Source organism: Cupriavidus sp. F041 (assembly GCF_057814235.1).
Genome location: NZ_JBVASY010000001.1, coordinates 352,832 through 369,375, shown reverse-complemented (window position 1 = coordinate 369,375; position 16,544 = coordinate 352,832). Strand labels below are relative to the sequence as shown.

Sequence of the window (16,544 nt, the reverse complement as noted above, 5' to 3'; positions counted from 1 at the left end):
GCGCGCGTGGCGAGGTGGCCGTCACGCCTCGGTCATACGGCTGCGGGCACGCCGCCGCCGGCCTGGGCCAGGTGGGTGCGCAACACGCCGACCAGAGCCGCCGCCGCCGGCGACAGGCTGCGGTTGCGCGCTGTCACCAGCCCGATGGAGCGCTCCGTCACCGGCGCGGTGAGCAGCCGCTCGACGATGCCGGACTGGCGCACGGTGCCGGCCGCGATCTCCGGCAGCGCGGCGACGCCGAAGCCGCATTCCACCATCGCCGCGATGGTGGCGAGGTGCTCGGCCTCGAACACCGGCTGGAAGCGGATCCGGTTCTGCAGGAAAGCCCATTCGGCATACTGGCGCACGCTGCTGGGGTGCGTCATCGAAACGTGTTCGGCGCTGACGGTGTCGGCCCACCGCAGCGGCCCCTTGCCCTGCGCCAACGGGTGCTCGCTGGGAATCAGCAGCACGAAGCGGTCCGACATCATGGGGTCGTAGTGCAGGTCGGCCTGCTGCGGATCGGCTGCTGTCAGCGCGAAATCCACCTCGCCGGCGCGCACCAGGTCGAAAGCGGGGCCGGAGAGCGTGTCGTAGACCTTCAGCGTGACCTTGGGGTGGTCCCGGCGATAGGCCATCAGCACGCGCGGCAGCAAACGGGCGGCCAGCGACGGCAGGGCGGCCACGGCAACCTGGCCGCGTTCGGCGCTGGCAATGCCGCTGACCGCATCGATGGCATCGCGGAAGGCCGCTTGCAGGATCGCCGCCTGCTGCATGAAGACCTCGCCCGCCGCGGTCAGCCGCACCGTGCGCGTGGTGCGGTCGAACAGCCGCACGCCCAGGGAATCCTCGATGCGCAGGATCTGGGTCGAAAGCGCCGACTGCGACAAGTGCAACTGCCCCGCGGCCTGGCGGAAGTTAAGGGTCCGGCCAAGCACCAACGTGGTCTCGACATCGCGCATCGACAGGTTGATTTTCATGGAATTGATCTCGTTTTCCGATCATTTTATCCAAAAATTCTGATTCATCAATCAAAGCGGTTTGTCTACACTGGCGCTCGATCCTGCCAGACTGGGGCGCCATGATCCATGGCAAAGCGCAGCTTTAGCCATATTCGCATGGCAAGCGTGGTCACGCCGCCCCAACAACGCCCTACAGACAGTGCAAAGGAACACCATGGCCGAAGCCCCCGTAACCTTTTCTCTAACCGCTCCCGGCGCCACCCATGCCGTGGTGGTGGGCGGCGGCACCATGGGCGCCGACGTGGCCGTGGTGCTCGCCCGCGCGCACTGCCGCACCACGGTGGTGGAGCCCGAGGCGCAGCGCGCTGCCGCGGTGGCGGCAAAGGTCGCCGCCAATCTCGCGGCCATCGGGCCGGCAGCCGAAGCCGGCCTGGCCGGGCTGACCGTGGCCCCATCGCTCGAAGCCGTCGACTGGAGCACCGTGGACCTGGTGATCGAATGCATCCCCGAACGGCTCGACATCAAGCGCGCCCTGTTCGCCGACCTCGTGCAGCGCGCACGCCCCGACGCCATTCTCGCCAGCAACAGTTCCAGCTTTCCGATCAGCGCCATCGGCGAAGGCCTGCCCACCCGCGAGCGCATGTTCGGCTTGCATTTCTTCATGCCGGCGCACCTGGTTCCGCTGGTGGAGGTGGTGTTGGGAGAGGGCAGTGCCGAGGCTGGCGCGGACGCCCTGATCGCCTTCATGCGCCGTTGCGGCATGGTGCCGGTCAAGGTGAAGAAAGACTTGCCCGGTTTCCTCGCCAACCGCCTGCAGCACGCCTTGTCGCGCGAAGCCTTCGACCTGATCGACCGCGGCATCGCTTCACCCGACGATGTGGACGCGGCGGTGCGCTTCGGCTTTGGCTTCCGCTTCCTGGCCGCAGGGCCGGTCATGCAGCGCGACCATGCCGGCATCGACGTGCACGCGGCGGCCGGCGCTACCATGTATCCCACCTTCAACAATTCGGCGGTGCCGGCCCGGTGCCTGACCGAGCGCGCGGCGGACGGCCGCCACGGCATGAAGAGCGGCGAAGGGTTTTACCAGTGGACGCCCGGGACCATCGCGGCCGAACGTGAGCGTTACGATCGCTTGCTGCGCGCGGGTCTAGACCTGATCGCGCCGGAACTGCCCAAGATCCAACCCTGAAGGTTCCAGTATCCGCCCGGGGCCTGCCGGGCGACCCCGGACACACCGACACCGAGTGCAATATGAGTGAACACACCTTGCTGGCGGATTCGCCGCTGATCATTACCGTGGCGCCGAATGGCGCCTACAAGACCGCCGCCGACCACCAGGCCGTGCCGATGACCGCAGCGGCGCTGGCGGCCGAGGCGCGGGCTTGCCTCGAAGCCGGCGCGGCCATGATGCACATGCACGTGCGCCAGCCCGACGGGCGCCACTCCCTGGATGCGCAGATCTATCGCGAAGCGCTTGCCGCCGTGAAGCGGGAGGTCGGCGATCAATTGCTGGTGCAGGTGACCAGCGAAGCCGCCGGCATTTACCGCGCTGTGGAACAGATCGCGATGGTGCGCGAACTCCGTCCCGAGGCGGTTTCCATCGGCCTGCGCGAAATCGCGGTGCCAGATATCCCCGAGGCGGAACTGGCCGATTTCCTGGGCTGGCTGGCGCGGGAGCGCGTGATGGCGCAGATTATCCTGTACGACGCGGCCGATGTGGCGCGCTGGCAAGCGCTGCGCGCGCGCGGCCTGGTGCCGCCGGGGGCATGGTCGGTGCTGTTTGTGCTGGGCCGGTATTCGGCGGGGCAGGTTTCGTCACCGCGCGACCTGCTGCCGTTCCTGCAGGCCTTCGACGGCACGCTGCCGTGGGCGATCTGCGCCTTCGGGCGCGAGGAGAATGCCTGCGTAACCACGGCCGCCGCCTTTGGCGGGCACGTGCGGGTGGGCTTCGAGAACAACCTGAAGCTGCGCGACGGCAGCACCGCGCCAGGCAACGCGGCGCTTGTCGGGCAGGCGGCGGAGGGAGCGCGGACGCTGGGCCGCCCGCTAGCCACGGCCGTGCAGGCCAGGCATATTTACAGCGAGATCCGCTGAATCCCGGCGTTCAGCGAGGGGGGTCATGCGCCGTCGCTGAACTTGTCGCGCGTGCCGTTGCGGGCGCCGTCGGTGAAGGGGTCGCGCGCGCCGTTGTGCGCGCCGTCGGTGAACGGGTCGCGCGGACCGAGCTTGTTGGCGCTCTGCGTATAGATATCCCGGGCCTGGCCGGTGGCGGCACCGTCGAGGTACGGGTCGACACTGCGCGAGGCGGCGCTGGCGAGGCCGGCGGCGCCGGCCAGCGTTGTGGCAATGGCAGTGGCCAGCAGGGCTTGCTTGAGAGTACGCATTCTTTTTCTCCGAGGATTCAAGGGGCGGCGACCGGCATGGATCGACCGTGCCGACAGTCTAAAAAGCACGCACCCACGGCAACATGACTGGCACATGACAATGCTGTCATGCATCGCGCCGACCGCCTGGCCGGGCAGCCAGATTCCCAACCACTGCCCGTGCTATGCCGTGCGGTTGCTGGCCTGGCCTTCCGATTTCTCCAAATTCGAGCAATTTCGCGCAATGCCCACCAGGACATCCAAAATATTGCGAAATCGCGCCGCATCTCCAATCATGTAAAGCAACGCAGCGCGCTGCCGCAGCCTGTCAAACGTGTCTTGAATGTGTCAAAAATCTCATAAATTCTTAAAAAATGACGTAAGCGCACAATATCCGGCTATGCTTGCCGATTGTCGGGAACGCAGCACACCTGACGGGCGCCAAGGAGGCAGCCGGGAGGCTGGGGCAGGGAACTGACATGGCCGGTTGCCGTGGGTACAGGCACCATGGCCGCTAATAACATAAGGCCTCAACGGCCATGGAACATGACGCTTTACCAGATCAAACCGAAATTCCAGGCACTTCTGCGACCGTTGGTGAAGCGCCTCGCCGCGCGCGGCGTGACCGCCAACCAGGTGACGCTTGCCGCCGCCGCGGGCTCATTGGTCGTTGGCGCCCTGGTGGCCGCGCTGGCCTGGCTGCCCGCTGTCTTCCTGCTGATGCCAGTCTGGCTGTTCGTGCGCATGGCCCTTAACGCCGTCGACGGCATGCTGGCGCGCGAACATGACCAGCAAAGCGTGCTGGGCGCCTATCTCAACGAACTGGGCGACATCGTCTCCGATCTTGCGCTGATCCTGCCATTCGCCCTGGTTTCGCCTTTCGGCGCGGGGGAGGTCATGGTCTTTGCCGTCCTGGCCGTGATCGTCGAGTGTGCTGGCCTGATCGGGCCGCTGGCCGGCGCCAGCCGGCGCTATGACGGCCCGCTTGGCAAGAGCGACCGGGCCCTGGTGCTGGGCGCGCTGGGCTTGTGGGTCGGGCTCGGCCTGAGCCTCGCATACGCCGCGCACTGGTTGTGGGTACTGTTGTCGCTGCTGTCGCTGCTTACCATCGCCAACCGGGTCCGCCGCGGCGTGGCCGAGGCGGAACAGCTACGCCAGGCACGTGCACAGGCGGCACCGCACGCCTGATCCTCTTCCCAACCCGTGGAGTGATACTACGTGGATAGTCAAACCAGCCGTACCCCCGTCGAGGCGCAGTTCGAAACACACGATGGCCAGTCGCTGTTCTACCGGCATTGGCCAACCGCGGACAATGCACCGCAGGGCGCCGTCGTGCTGTTCCACCGCGGGCACGAGCATTCGGGCCGGATCGCCCACCTGGTGGACGAACTGGACTTGCCCGGCCACGCATTCTTCGCCTGGGACGCGCGCGGCCATGGACGCTCGCCCGGCGAGCGCGGCTATAGCCCCAGCCTGGCCACGTCCGTGCGCGATATCCAGACCTTTGTCGACCATATCGCGGCGGTCCATGGCATCCCGGTGGAACGCATCGCGGTGGTAGCCCAGAGCGTGGGCGCGGTACTGGCTTCCACCTGGGTGCATGACTATGCGCCGCGGATTCGCTGCCTGGTGCTTGCCTCGCCGGCGTTCAAGGTCAAGCTTTACGTGCCGTTCGCTCGGCCAGGCCTGAAGCTCATGCACAAGCTGCGTGGCAAGTTCTTCGTCAACAGCTACGTCAAGGCGAAGTTCCTGACGCACGACCCGGAACGCATTGCCAGTTACCAGCAAGATCCGCTGATTACGCGTCCGATCGCCGTCAATATCCTGCTGGATCTCTACGAGACGGCCGATCGCATCGTGGCCGATGCGGCCGCCATCACGGTGCCCACGCAATTGCTGATCTCCGGCGCCGACTGGGTGGTGCACCGCGCCCCGCAGGACGCGTTTTACGAGCGCCTGGGTTCCAGCGTCAAGGAGCGCATCGTGCTGGACGGCTTCTACCACGACACCCTTGGCGAGCGCGATCGCGCGCAGGCTGTGGCGGCGGCGCGGCGCTTTATCGTGCGCGAGTTCGAATCGCCATCGCCGCCTGTCACGCTGCTCAACGCCGACCGCATTGGCGCTTTCAAGGACGAGTCAGACCGGCTGGCACAAGCGCTGTCCCCGGCCAGCCCGGCTGGCATCTACTGGGCCTTGACGCGGGCTGGCCTGAAGGTCGGCGGCATGCTGTCCGACGGCGTGCGGCTCGGGCACCAGACCGGGTTCGATTCGGGCTCCACGCTGGATTACGTTTACTGCAATCAGGCGCAAGGGCGGTTTGGCGTCGGTCCGGTGATCGACCGCAACTACCTGGACGCCATCGGCTGGCGGGGGATTCGCCAGCGCAAGGTGAATATCGAAGAGCTGCTGGGCATGGCCATCGGCAGCCTGAGCGCCGCTGGCGTGCCGGTGCGCATCGTCGATATCGCTGCGGGCCATGGCCGCTACGTGCTGGAGGCGCTGGCCGCCAAGGGCTTCAATGGCACTGCCGCGCAACAGGTGCAAAGCATTCTGCTGCGCGACTACAGCGATATCAATGTCAGGCAGGGGCGCGCGCTGATCCGCAGCAAGGGGCTCTCCGATATCGCCCGCTTCGAGAAGGGCGACGCCTTCGACGGCGACGATCTCGCGGCGCTCGACCCGGCTCCCACGCTGGCCATCGTCTCCGGCCTCTATGAACTGTTCGGCGACAACGCCATGGTGGCGCGTTCGCTGGGTGGACTGTCGCGTGCGGTGCCTCCCGGCGGCTATCTGGTCTATACCGGCCAGCCCTGGCACCCGCAGCTGGAATTCATCGCGCGTGCGCTCACCAGCCACCGTGCCGGCTCTGCCTGGGTGATGCGGCGCCGCTCGCAGGCGGAGATGGACGAACTTGTCCGGCAGGCTGGTTTCGAGAAGGTTGCGCAGCGTATCGATCCGTGGGGTATCTTCACGGTCAGCCTGGCGCGCAGGACGGCATGATGCTGCGCCAGCAGGGCGAGGACAGGGCGGGAGGGGGAGCTGGTGTGGCGCCCGCCGAGGCTCGTCCATGGGGCCTGGCGCTGGTCCTGCTGGCCGGCATGGGGGCTTTGTTCTTTTCCTCGTATGGCCTGGCCAACTGGCTGGCGAGCCAGCGCGCCGAAGTCCCGTTCTTTTACTTTGAATGGGAGCGGCGCATACCCTTTGTGCCCTGGAGCATCGTGCCGTACTGGTCGATCGACCTGCTCTACGGCTTGTCGTTCTTCCTGTGGCGCACGCGTGCCGAACTGCTCGTGCACGCCAGGCGCTTGCTGGCGGCGCAAGTGATCTCGGTGGCATGTTTCATCGCCTTCCCCTTGCGCTTTGCCTTCGACCGCCCGCAGGCTGACGGCTTGCCCGGTCACCTGTTCACGCTGCTGGGTGGCTTCGACAAGCCGTTCAACCAGGCGCCGTCGCTGCATATCAGCTTGCTGGTGATCCTGTGGGTGGCTTACGCCATCCACGCGCGAGGCGGATGGCGCTGGCTGCTGCACGGCTGGTTCGTCCTGATTGGCGTGTCGGTGCTGACTACATACCAGCACCATGCCATCGACGTGCCTACCGGCTGGCTGGTGGGCTGGTTCTGCGTCTTCCTGTTTCCGTTTGGGCAGGGGCGGTGGATTGGCGGGCCCGCCGCCCGCGCCCGCACGCGGCAGCTTGCCGGGCGCTACGCCGCCGGCGCCCTGGCCGTAGGCGCGGTTGCCTTGGCGCTGTTGCCGGTGTCAGCGCTCGCGGCGCTGCTGCTGGGCTGGCTGGCCCTGTCCCTGGCTTGTGTCGCGGCGATTTACCGGCAAGGCGTGCCTGGCCTGTTCCAGAAGGGACACGACGGCACGATGCCGATGGCCGCGCACTGGGTGCTGGCGCCTTATCTGCTAGGGGCGCTTGCCAATTCGCGCTGGTGGACCCGCAGCCAGTCCGGCGCCAGCGAGATCGTGCCCGGGCTTTGGGTCGGCCGTTTTCCCGGCGGCGGCGAACTGCGCCGGCTCGGGGCGGATGCCGTGCTGGACCTGACCGCCGAGCTGCCGCGGCTGGCAAGCGCTACGCTGTATCGTTGCGTGCCGGTGCTGGACCTGACCGTGCCGACGCAGGCGCAACTGGATGAAGCGGTGGCCGTGCTCGACGCATGGCATCGCGACGGCCGCAAAGTGCTTGTATGCTGCGCGCTTGGCTACTCGCGCAGCGCCCTGGTGGCAGCCGCCTGGCTGGCAGGCCGTGCCGGCGCGCACGATGCCGGACAGGCGCTGGCGCTGCTGCGCAAGGGCCGGCCGGCCGTGGTGCTGGGCCCGGACAGCGTGGCCGCGCTGTCGCAATTCGTCGGCCGCCGGCAGGCGGCTGCATAGTCTTCAGGGGGAGCAGGCTATGTCGGTCCCGGTGCATGATGACGAGCCCCTCGGCGTTGCCGCGCAGCGCTGGGTGGCGCTCGCCGCGGTGGGTGGCCTCGACGGCGCGGCACGGCTGCTCTGGGCCGGGCTGGTGCTTGCGCTGATCAACCTGCTGCTGGCCGGCACCTTGTCGCCGGCGGGCCAGGTCTACCTGGTGCTGGGCATCGTGGCGGCCCTGTTCGGCGCCGTGCAGTTGTGGCTGCTGGCGCGGGTGGCAATCGATCGCCGGCTGTTCGCGGCGCTTGCCGATATGTCGCAAAGCGCCGGCACGGACGAGATGCTGGGCTCGCTGGACCAGGCGCTCGTGCGGCTGGGCTGGGCCAGGCCCGGGTCCGGCGGGCGGTCCCTGGCGCAGCGCGCTCGCGGCGCATTGCGCTTCCTTCACTGGGCGGGGGCGCTGGCTGCCCTCCAATTACTGGTGGCCTTGCTGCTACTGCTGCTGAGATAACGGAAGATGTGGCTTTCCAAACTGGTGGCACGCGCCATCATCCTGTTTGCGCGCCTGCTGACCGGCATGCAGGCCCGCTGGAACGGCTGCCTGCCCGCCGCGGTGCAGCGCATCTACTTTGCCAACCACAGCAGCCACGGCGATTTCGTGCTGATCTGGGGCTGCCTGCCGCCGGACCTGCGGCCGCTGACGCGGCCGGTGGCGGGCGCGGACTACTGGAACAAATCGGGCTTGCGCCGTTTCATCGGCAAGGATGTGTTCAACGCGCTGCTGATCGACCGCACACGCAGCGACCCGGGCAGCGACCCGGTGGCGCTGATGGAGCAGGCCGTGCGCCGCGGCGACTCGCTGATCCTGTTTCCCGAAGGCACGCGCAATACCACCGACGAGCGGCTCCTGCCCTTCAAGAGCGGCATCTACCACCTGGCGTGCGTTTGCCGGGACGTGGAGTTCGTGCCCGTGTGGATCGATAACCTCAACCGCGTGATGCCCAAGGGCGAGTTCGTGCCGGTGCCGCTGTTGTGCACCGTTACCTTCGGCAAGCCGCTGACCCTTGGTGCGGAAGAAGCCAAAGACGATTTCCTGGCGCGCTGCCGCGCAGGCCTGTTGTCGCTGGCGCCCGCGCTGGACTGAGAATCTATGAACCTTCCTCACCTGACCATGATGCACGAGACCTGGCTGCTGTTCGGTGGGGTGCTGGGCGTGCTTGTGCTGGCCTCCACCGTGACCGCGCTGCTGCGCTGGCGCATTGCCAGGGGTGGCCCGCACGCGGTGATCGATAATCTGGCCGCCCGGGTATCGGCGTGGTGGTGGATGATCGGCGTGCTCGGGGTGGCGTTCGCCGCGGGGCGGACCGCCATTGTCGTGCTGTTTTATCTGTTGTCGTTCTTCGCCTTGCGCGAGTTCATTACCATCACCACCACCCGGCGCGGCGATCACCGCGCCATCGTCGCCGCCTTCTTCGTCTTCCTGCCGCTGCAGTATGTGCTGGTGTATATCGGCTGGTATGGGCTGTTTTCGATTTTTATCCCGGTCTACGCCTTCCTGATCCTGCCCATCCTCTCGGCGCTGTCGGCGGAGACCACGCGCTTCCTCGAACGCTGCGCGGGAGTGCAGTGGGCGGTGATGATCTGCGTGTTCTGCGTCTCGCACGTGCCTGCGTTGCTGACCTTGCCGATTCCCGGCTTCGAGGATCGCAACCTGTTGCTGATCGCCTTCCTGGTGATCGTGGTGCAGGGCAGCGACGTGTTGCAGTACGTGTGGGGAAAGCTGCTCGGCAAGACCAAGATCGCGCCGCTGCTGTCGCCGTCGAAGACCGTGGAAGGCTTTATCGGCGGCGTGGCCAGCGCCACCGCGCTGGGTGCCTCGCTGTGGTGGATCACGCCCTACGGCTCTCCCTGGAAAGCGGGCCTGATCGCGCTGGTGATTGCCTTGATGGGCTTCCTTGGCGGACTGGTGATGTCGGCCATCAAGCGCGACCGCAACATCAAGGACTGGGGCCACATGATCCAGGGCCACGGCGGCATGCTGGACCGGCTGGATTCCGTGGTGTTCGCCGCGCCGATCTTCTTCCACATCACTCGTTACTGGTGGGTGCCCTGAGCGGAGCGTCCGCGCGCCGCCCCGTTCCTGCCCATCGGTCTCATCCATTCACTTCGCCATTCAGTTCGTCGCCTTGAAGGCGTACGGACTCTTTACCGGTACGGCACCCGAGGTGCCCGGCCGGCAGCCATATCATCATGTCAAGCAAGCGCATCGAGCAAATCGTTATTGTCGGGTTCGGCTGCATCGGCCAGGCCATCCTGCCATTGCTGGCCCATGCCTACCCGGAGGCCGCCGTCACGGTGGTGGACTGGGCGATGGACGCGCACCGGCTGTCACTCGCATCGCAATACCGCGCGGCGCCAGTGCATGCCACCGTCACACCCGGTAGCCACACCCGGCTGCTGGGCCCGTTGCTCGGGCCGCAAACCTTCCTGCTCAACCTGGCGCCTGCAGTATGCAGCCGCGACCTGATCGCGCTCGCGCAGGCGCACCAGTCGCTTTACCTCGATAGCGGCATCGAGCCCTGGGACTACGAGGACGGTGCGCACGCTTCCCCGCTTGGCAATTACGCCTTGCGCAGCGAAATGCTGGCGTTTGCCCACGGCCGCGAGCGGATGTCCACCGCGTTGGTCGCGCACGGCGCCAACCCCGGCCTGGTCTCCCTGCTGGTCAAGGCCGCCTTGCTGAAACTGGCGCGGCACGCGGGCATCCCCGGGTTGCCCGGCGCGCAGCCAGCGGATCGGGCCGGCTGGGCCGGGCTCGCGCGCCGGCTCGATGTGCGCGTGATCCAGGTGGCCGAGTACGACAGCCAGTCCGCACCGGGCTATCCCGCGCACGGCGAGTTCGCCAACACCTGGTCGGCCGATGGCTTCGTCACCGAATGCCTGCAGGACGCCGAACTCGGGTGGGGCAGCCATGAGCCCGCGCTGCCCCCGGAGGGTAGGCGCCACAGCTACGGCAGCGGCGCGGCCATCGTGCTGGACCGGCCCGGCCATCGCACGCGCGTGCGTTCCTGGTCCGCGCTGCATGGGCCGTTCGATGCCTACCTGATCACGCACAACGAGTCGATCTCGATTGCCGAGTACCTCAGTTGTACCGCGTATGGGCAGCCGCCGTACCGGCCCACCGCCTACTACGCCTATCGGCCCACCCGGGCTACGCTGGCTTCGATGCAGTGGCTGGGCGAGCGCGACGCAGGCCGCATTGCCAGCCACCGTATCCTCAAGGCAGAGATCACGGATGGCGTGGACGAACTCGGCGTGCTGCTGATGAGCGGACGTTACGGCGCGGTGTGGCACGGTTCGCAACTCGACATACAGCGGGCCCGCGCACTGGCGCCGCACAACTCCGCCACCAGCCTGCAGGTGGCTTCCAGCATCGTCGCCGCGATGCGCTGGGCGCAGGCCAATCCGGCGCGTGGCGTGACCGAGTCCGATGCCATGGATCACCAGGCGGTGCTCGAGCATGCCGCCGGGTGGTGGGCGCCGCTGGTTACCCGCTTTACCGACTGGACGCCCATGCCGGGCCGCCGCACGCTGGCCTTCGACGAATTCCTCCTTGCCGCGCCCACGCCTCTGGCCGCGGAAATTGCCTTGCCATGAAACGTGTTCCACAGACCCCGCGCGCCGACTGGCCGCAGCAGCTTGAGCGCATCGGCTTTCATTTCCACTCGCTCGACGAACAGAACCTGCCGCGCCAGGTAGACCGCAATACCTTCTTCTACTGGCGCGAGGATGTTGCCTATGAGTTTGAGGCACGGGAGATCGAGGCGCTGTATGCCGCGGCGCTGGACCTGAACCAGCGCTGCCTGGAGGCCGTGCAGCACGTGATCGATCACGACCTGTTTGCGCGGCACGCCATTGCCCCGGATTTCGCGGAGCTGATCCGCACCTCCTGGGATCGCGACGAGCCGACGCTGTTTGGCCGCTTCGACATGACCATGGATGCGCTCGGCGTGCCCAAGATGTACGAGTTCAACGCCGATACGCCAACCTCGCTGATCGAGTCGAGCCTGGCGCAGTGGTTCTGGAAGGAGGCCGTGCGGCCGGATGCCGACCAGTTCAACAGCCTGCACGAAGCGCTCGTGTCGCGCTGGCAATGGCTGCGCCGCCATTACCGCGACGCCACGGTATTGCACTTCGCCTGCATGTATGACAGCCAGGAAGATGTCTGCAATGTGGAGTACCTGATGGATACGGCGCTGCAGGCGGGCTGGTCGGTCAAGATGACCGAACTGGCGGAGGTTGGCTCCGATGGACGCGGCGGGTTCTTCGACGGCGACGACCAGCCGATGGAACTGGTGTTCAAGCTCTATCCGTGGGAATGGATGGCCACTTCCGATTACCGTGCCGAACTGGCGGGCAGCGCGGTGCGGTGGGTCGAGCCGCCATGGAAGGCCGTGCTATCCAACAAGGCCATCCTGCCGATCCTGTGGGACTTGTTCCCCGGCCATCCCAATTTGCTGGAGGCTTCGTTCAGCGAAGGCATCTTTGCCGGGCGCTCATACGCGAGGAAGCCCTTCCTGTCGCGTGAGGGCGAAAACGTGTCGCTGGTGACGCCGCAGGGCCGCTTCGAGAATCCCGGCGAGTACGGCGAGGATGGCTTCATGTACCAGGCCTACGCGCCCGCGCAGCGCTTTGACGAACGTTACACCACGCTCGGTGTATGGCTTGTGGATGACGTGCCCGCCGGCCTGTGCGTACGTGAGGAACTGGGTCCAATCGCGAAGAACACCAGCTTCTTCGTCCCGCATTATTTTCAGCAATCATAAGCCTGGAGAAAGACAGAGCAATGGCCAGGAAGAAAGGCAAGAAGGGCGGCCAGCCGTCAAAATATGGCAGCCCGTACCAGCCGCGGGCAAGCGGCTCCAGCCGGTCGGCATGGCCCGGCCAGGCTGCGTCCGTCCCGCGCGCCCAGCGCAAATCCCGCTCGCCGGCCCTGTGGCTGATCGGCGCCTGCGCGCTGGCTGCAGGCGTGGCGGCCATCGACTCATGCAGCGACGACGGCGACGATGAAGCCGTGACCGTGCGGCGCGCCAGCTACGCATCGCAGGCCGACTGCGAAGCCGACTGGAACGCACCCGAGGATTGCGAGAGCGTGCCGGTTGACGACATCTACGCCTCCAGCCTCGCGGATCCGGCTGGCAGCAATGCCAGCAGTGCGAGCGGGAGCAGCGGCGGCCATGGCGGTGGCTATCATGGTGGATATTACGGCGGCACCGTGGCCCGCCGGTACGGGCCGTACTACACCCAGTCGGGTACGGTCTACCATCCCGACGGCACGCAGACCCGGCGCGATATGTCGGGCGGCGCCGCGCGTCCGATGGGTGTCTACGACAGTAACGGCAGCCTCTCCCGTATCGCCGAGGCGCCTGGCACGCCGCATGCGACCATGGTGGAGGAGGGCACGCTGCGCCGGAGCAGCCTCGGGCGCGGTGTGACCGGCGGTATCTCGATGCGATCGGCCGCGGTCAGCCGGGCGCCGGTATCCTCGCGCGGCGGCTTTACCAGCCGCTTTGGCGGGTCCGGCCGCTCAGGTGGCGGTTGAGGCGGCGCACCGCGCGATTCCATTTCTTGCTTGGCAGACGATTTGACCTATCCGGCATGCTGTATCCGATCCAAGCGGCCGGTACGAAATAACCAGGAGTCCAAATGACATTCCCGCTGCAGCCGGTTTACGCCTACCTGATTTATATTCTCGCCAGTTTCGCCATGCTGGGATTGTTCCTGTTGGTGTATACGCGCATTACGCCGCACCGTGAGTTCGAGTTGATCCGCCAGGGGAATGTGGCGGCGGCCTTATCGCTGGGCGGCGCGGTATTGGGGTTTTCTCTGACGTTGTCGGCCAGCATCCAGCACAATGCCGCCTTCTCGATGTTTGTGCTTTGGGGGTTCGGTGCCTTCGTGGTGCAGGTGCTGGCCTATGTGCTTGTGGCGCGGGCGCTGCACGGCGTCAGCGAACAAATTACCGCGGATAACCGCGGCATGGGCGCGCTGATGGGCGTAGTGTCGCTTTCCGCGGGCATCGTCAATGCAGCCTGCCTGGCGTAGGAGCATGGCGGCGATGGGGATACCGCTTGGGAAATGTCTGTGCCAGCATGGGCGCAAGACCCTGTAAAATCGTACCCTACAGGCGGCTCGATCTGCCTGGCGATCCCCCTTCCTCCGCTATGCCGGCCATCCGCCGCCGGGAAAGTCAATTACGAAAGTCATGTCAGAGTCTGATGAAGCCAAAATAGCCGCGGCGACGTGGGTCCGTGAGCAGATGGACCTCCACGGCCTCACGCTCGACGATTTACTTGAAGCGGGCTGTTTTGCCGCACCCCCGGCGCCTGCCCCGGTGATACCGGCGGCGACACTTGCCGTTCCCGCACCGGCTCCCGCGCAGGCAGCAGAGGCGGAAAATCCCGCGCGGCCGCTGTACCGCAATGCCATGGGGCAGAGCTGGGATGGAACCGGCGAGCGCCCGGAATGGCTGCAGCGCGCGGTCAATGCCGGACAGACGATCGACTTTTTCCGCGTCGGATAACACCTCCGGGCATCCCCCGCGCTTCAAGCCCGCCGGGTGCGCCTCACTGCGCCGGAGGCTGCACCGCAAGCGTGGTTATCGTCAGCACGCCGTTGGCGCGGACCACGATGAACTTCACCCGGTCGCCCTCCTTGACCTGCCCCAGCAGGGCGGGGTCTTGCACACGGAAGATCATGGTCATGGCACCCATATCCAGGTTGGCGATAGGGCCATGCCGGATGGTGAGTTTGCCGGCAGCCGCATCCACCTTGCGGATTTCGCCATCGGTCATGGGCGCTGCCTCCGCCTGGACCGCGCCGGGCGCCCCGGCGGCATTCCCGGTGTCCGCGGGATTGACGTTATTGCCAGTATCGGTGGCGGCGCGGGCCGGCAGGATGGTGGCGGCCGCCAGCAGGGGCAGCAGCGCGAGCAGGATCTTGTGGATTTTCATGTGGATGCCTTTCTGATTACTTGGTATTCGATACATGGATCTTTAGCGCACGCGGACCTGTCCCCGCATGCCGGCGTCATAGTGGCCGGGCAGCAGGCAGCCAAAGGCGACGTGGCCGCCGCGCGTGAAACGCCACAGCATTTCTCCGCTCTGTCCGGCTTCCAGCGTGACGGCGTTGGGGTCGGCGTGTTCCATCTCGGGCATTTTCAGCATGTCGGCATAGTGGGCTTGCAGGTCGGCCTCGCTGCCGAGCACCATCTCGTGCCGTAGCTTGCCGGCGTTGCGGACGACGAAGCGGATGGTTTCGCCGGCCTGCACGGTGATGTCCGACGGGCTGAAGCGCATGTTGTCGGTCATGTCGACCTTGATGGTGCGGCTCACGCTGGCAGCATCGCCAGGCTCGCCGATGGCGCTGGGGCCATCGCCATGATGGCTGCCGTGGTTGCCCGCGGCGAGGGCGCTGGCGCACACAAGCGCGAGGGACAGGGCGCTGGCGGCGGCCGCGGCACGGGATTGCATTTTGCGCATCTTTTCTTTCCTTGATTGGGTTGACGTGCTCATTGGTGCGATGACTGGCTTGCGCCGGGCGTGCCGGCGTACTCGAAGGCAACCGTGCCCTTCGGGTGGCGGTACCAGCCGGGGTCCCGGTAGTCGTTGCGGCCAAGGCCGGCGCGCACCTTGAGCACGCTGAACATGCCGCCCATCTCGATCGGCCCGAATGGTCCCTGCCCGGTCATCATCGGCAGCGTGTTGTCGGGCAGCGGCATTTCCATGCCGCCCATATCCGCCATGCCGGCCTCGCCCATCGCCATGTAGTCGGGCAACAGCGCATTCATGCGCTTGGCCAGGTCCTTCTGCTTGACGCCGATCATGGTCGGCATCTGGTGGCCCATGGCGTTCATGGTGTGGTGCGACTTGTGGCAGTGGAATGCCCAGTCGCCCGGGTTGTCGGCGACGAACTCGATCGCGCGCATCTGCCCCACCGCCACGTCGGTGGTGACTTCCGGCCAGCGCGCGGACGGCGGCACCCAGCCGCCGTCGGTGCCGCTCACCTCGAAGCGGTGCCCGTGCAGGTGGATCGGGTGGTTGGTCATGGTGAGATTGCCAAAGCGGATGCGCACGCGATCGCCCAGGCGCACCGGCAGGCTGTCGATGCCGGGGAACACACGGCTGTTCCAGGTCCACATATTGAAGTCCGTCATCTCGGCCACGCGCGGTGTATAGGATCCGGGATCGATGTCGTAGGCCGAGATCAGGAAGACGAAGTCCCGGTCGACCCGCATCTGCGCGGGGTCCTTCGGATGCACCACCAGGAAGCCCATCATGCCCATCGCCATCTGCACCATCTCGTCCGAATGCGGGTGGTACATGAAGGTGCCGGCGTGCTTCATCTCGAACTCGTAGACGAAGGTCTTGCCGGGCGGGATATGCGGCTGAGACAAGCCGCCCACGCCGTCCATGCCGGCGGGCAGGATGATCCCGTGCCAGTGCACGGTCGTGTGTTCAGGCAGCTTGTTGGTGACGAAGATGCGCACCTTGTCGCCTTCCACGCACTCGATGGTGGGGCCGGGGCTCTGGCCGTTGTAGCCCCACAGGTGCGCCTTCATGCCGGGCGCGAATTCGCGCTCGACGGGCTCCGCCACCAGGTGGAACTCTTTCCAGCCTTGGTGCATCCGCCACGGCAGGGTCCAGCCATTGAGCGTAACCACCGGGTTGTACGGACGGCCGGTGGCGGGCGCCAGCGGCGGCTGGGTGGCGGCGCTGGCTTGCAATGCGGCTTCGGGCAGCACAGCGGCGCCGGCGCGCGTCACCAGCGCCGCGCCGAGCATGGTGGCGCCGGAGCCATGCAGGAATTGTCTACGGGTAACCATG

Annotated in this window: 19 protein-coding genes; 14 read left to right on the top strand and 5 right to left on the bottom strand. The window is 66.5% G+C overall.

Translation table 11 applies throughout. The features are described 5' to 3' along the window. Nucleotides 1–32: 32 nt before the first annotated feature. Complete coding sequence (locus ACZY0R_RS01685; RefSeq protein ID WP_488856844.1) at nt 33–959, bottom strand: LysR family transcriptional regulator; 927 nt, start codon at nt 957–959, stop codon at nt 33–35. Nucleotides 960–1,155: 196 nt separating this feature from the next. On the opposite strand from ACZY0R_RS01685, the gene ACZY0R_RS01680 reads away from it, so the two are divergent. Continuing rightward, a complete protein-coding gene (locus tag ACZY0R_RS01680; RefSeq protein ID WP_488856843.1) occupies nt 1,156–2,130 on the top strand; it encodes a 3-hydroxyacyl-CoA dehydrogenase family protein in 975 nt (324 codons plus the stop codon). A 62-nt stretch (nt 2,131–2,192) separates the two neighbouring features. After that, on the top strand, nt 2,193–3,035 hold the full coding sequence (locus tag ACZY0R_RS01675; protein WP_488856842.1) for a beta-keto acid cleavage family enzyme: 843 nt from the start codon (nt 2,193–2,195) through the stop codon (nt 3,033–3,035). Between the two features lie 23 nt (nt 3,036–3,058). Here ACZY0R_RS01675 and ACZY0R_RS01670 read toward each other — a convergent pair whose 3' ends face one another. Further along, nucleotides 3,059–3,325 carry a copper resistance protein CopQ gene (locus ACZY0R_RS01670; RefSeq protein WP_488856841.1) on the bottom strand — a complete coding sequence of 89 codons (267 nt, stop codon included), beginning with the start codon at nt 3,323–3,325 and terminating at the stop codon, nt 3,059–3,061. Between the two features lie 108 nt (nt 3,326–3,433). Here ACZY0R_RS01670 and ACZY0R_RS01665 point away from each other — a divergent pair, with 108 nt between their 5' ends. The 12 genes from ACZY0R_RS01665 to ACZY0R_RS01610 all read left to right on the top strand — a co-directional run bounded on the left by ACZY0R_RS01665 (nt 3,434) and on the right by ACZY0R_RS01610 (nt 14,242). Next, on the top strand, nt 3,434–3,667 hold the full coding sequence (locus ACZY0R_RS01665; protein ID WP_488856840.1) for a hypothetical protein: 234 nt from the start codon (nt 3,434–3,436) through the stop codon (nt 3,665–3,667). 183 nt (nt 3,668–3,850) lie between these two features. Continuing rightward, entirely contained in the window at nt 3,851–4,492 is a 642-nt protein-coding gene (locus ACZY0R_RS01660; RefSeq protein WP_488856839.1) for a CDP-alcohol phosphatidyltransferase family protein, read from the top strand. A gap of 30 nt (nt 4,493–4,522) precedes the next feature. Further along, nucleotides 4,523–6,304: a bifunctional alpha/beta hydrolase/class I SAM-dependent methyltransferase gene (locus tag ACZY0R_RS01655; protein WP_488856838.1), complete on the top strand. Its 1,782-nt coding sequence runs from the start codon at nt 4,523–4,525 to the stop codon at nt 6,302–6,304. Further along, nucleotides 6,304–7,680, top strand: a complete 1,377-nt coding sequence (locus ACZY0R_RS01650) for a phosphatase PAP2/dual specificity phosphatase family protein (RefSeq protein WP_488859470.1) — start codon at nt 6,304–6,306, stop codon at nt 7,678–7,680. The genes ACZY0R_RS01655 and ACZY0R_RS01650 overlap by 1 nt, the downstream gene beginning before the upstream one ends. A 19-nt stretch (nt 7,681–7,699) precedes the next feature. After that, nucleotides 7,700–8,170 carry a hypothetical protein gene (locus ACZY0R_RS01645; protein ID WP_488856837.1) on the top strand — a complete coding sequence of 157 codons (471 nt, stop codon included), beginning with the start codon at nt 7,700–7,702 and terminating at the stop codon, nt 8,168–8,170. A 6-nt stretch (nt 8,171–8,176) separates the two neighbouring features. After that, complete coding sequence (locus ACZY0R_RS01640) at nt 8,177–8,803, top strand: lysophospholipid acyltransferase family protein (protein ID WP_488856836.1); 627 nt, start codon at nt 8,177–8,179, stop codon at nt 8,801–8,803. A gap of 6 nt (nt 8,804–8,809) precedes the next feature. Continuing rightward, entirely contained in the window at nt 8,810–9,772 is a 963-nt protein-coding gene (locus ACZY0R_RS01635; RefSeq protein WP_488856835.1) for a phosphatidate cytidylyltransferase, read from the top strand. 137 nt (nt 9,773–9,909) lie between these two features. After that, nucleotides 9,910–11,316 (top strand): saccharopine dehydrogenase C-terminal domain-containing protein, encoded by a 1,407-nt coding sequence (locus ACZY0R_RS01630; protein ID WP_488856834.1) that lies wholly within the window; start codon nt 9,910–9,912, stop codon nt 11,314–11,316. Next, nucleotides 11,313–12,485 (top strand): glutathionylspermidine synthase family protein, encoded by a 1,173-nt coding sequence (locus tag ACZY0R_RS01625; RefSeq protein ID WP_488856833.1) that lies wholly within the window; start codon nt 11,313–11,315, stop codon nt 12,483–12,485. Before ACZY0R_RS01630 ends, ACZY0R_RS01625 begins: the two co-directional genes overlap by 4 nt. A gap of 20 nt (nt 12,486–12,505) precedes the next feature. After that, complete coding sequence (locus ACZY0R_RS01620; protein ID WP_488856832.1) at nt 12,506–13,261, top strand: hypothetical protein; 756 nt, start codon at nt 12,506–12,508, stop codon at nt 13,259–13,261. Between the two features lie 104 nt (nt 13,262–13,365). Further along, nucleotides 13,366–13,764: a DUF350 domain-containing protein gene (locus ACZY0R_RS01615; protein WP_045241058.1), complete on the top strand. Its 399-nt coding sequence runs from the start codon at nt 13,366–13,368 to the stop codon at nt 13,762–13,764. 160 nt (nt 13,765–13,924) lie between these two features. Further along, nucleotides 13,925–14,242: an H-NS family nucleoid-associated regulatory protein gene (locus ACZY0R_RS01610; RefSeq protein WP_488856831.1), complete on the top strand. Its 318-nt coding sequence runs from the start codon at nt 13,925–13,927 to the stop codon at nt 14,240–14,242. 43 nt (nt 14,243–14,285) lie between these two features. On the opposite strand, the gene ACZY0R_RS01605 is transcribed toward ACZY0R_RS01610, so the two are convergent. The 3 genes from ACZY0R_RS01605 to ACZY0R_RS01595 are packed head-to-tail and all read right to left on the bottom strand — an operon-like array spanning nt 14,286 to nt 16,543. Further along, nucleotides 14,286–14,672, bottom strand: coding sequence for a copper-binding protein (locus tag ACZY0R_RS01605; RefSeq protein ID WP_488856830.1), 387 nt, complete (start codon nt 14,670–14,672; stop codon nt 14,286–14,288). A 42-nt stretch (nt 14,673–14,714) separates the two neighbouring features. Next, on the bottom strand, nt 14,715–15,191 hold the full coding sequence (locus ACZY0R_RS01600) for a cupredoxin domain-containing protein (RefSeq protein ID WP_488859469.1): 477 nt from the start codon (nt 15,189–15,191) through the stop codon (nt 14,715–14,717). A 38-nt stretch (nt 15,192–15,229) separates the two neighbouring features. Continuing rightward, nucleotides 15,230–16,543 (bottom strand): multicopper oxidase family protein, encoded by a 1,314-nt coding sequence (locus ACZY0R_RS01595; protein ID WP_488856829.1) that lies wholly within the window; start codon nt 16,541–16,543, stop codon nt 15,230–15,232. Nucleotide 16,544 lies beyond the last annotated feature (1 nt).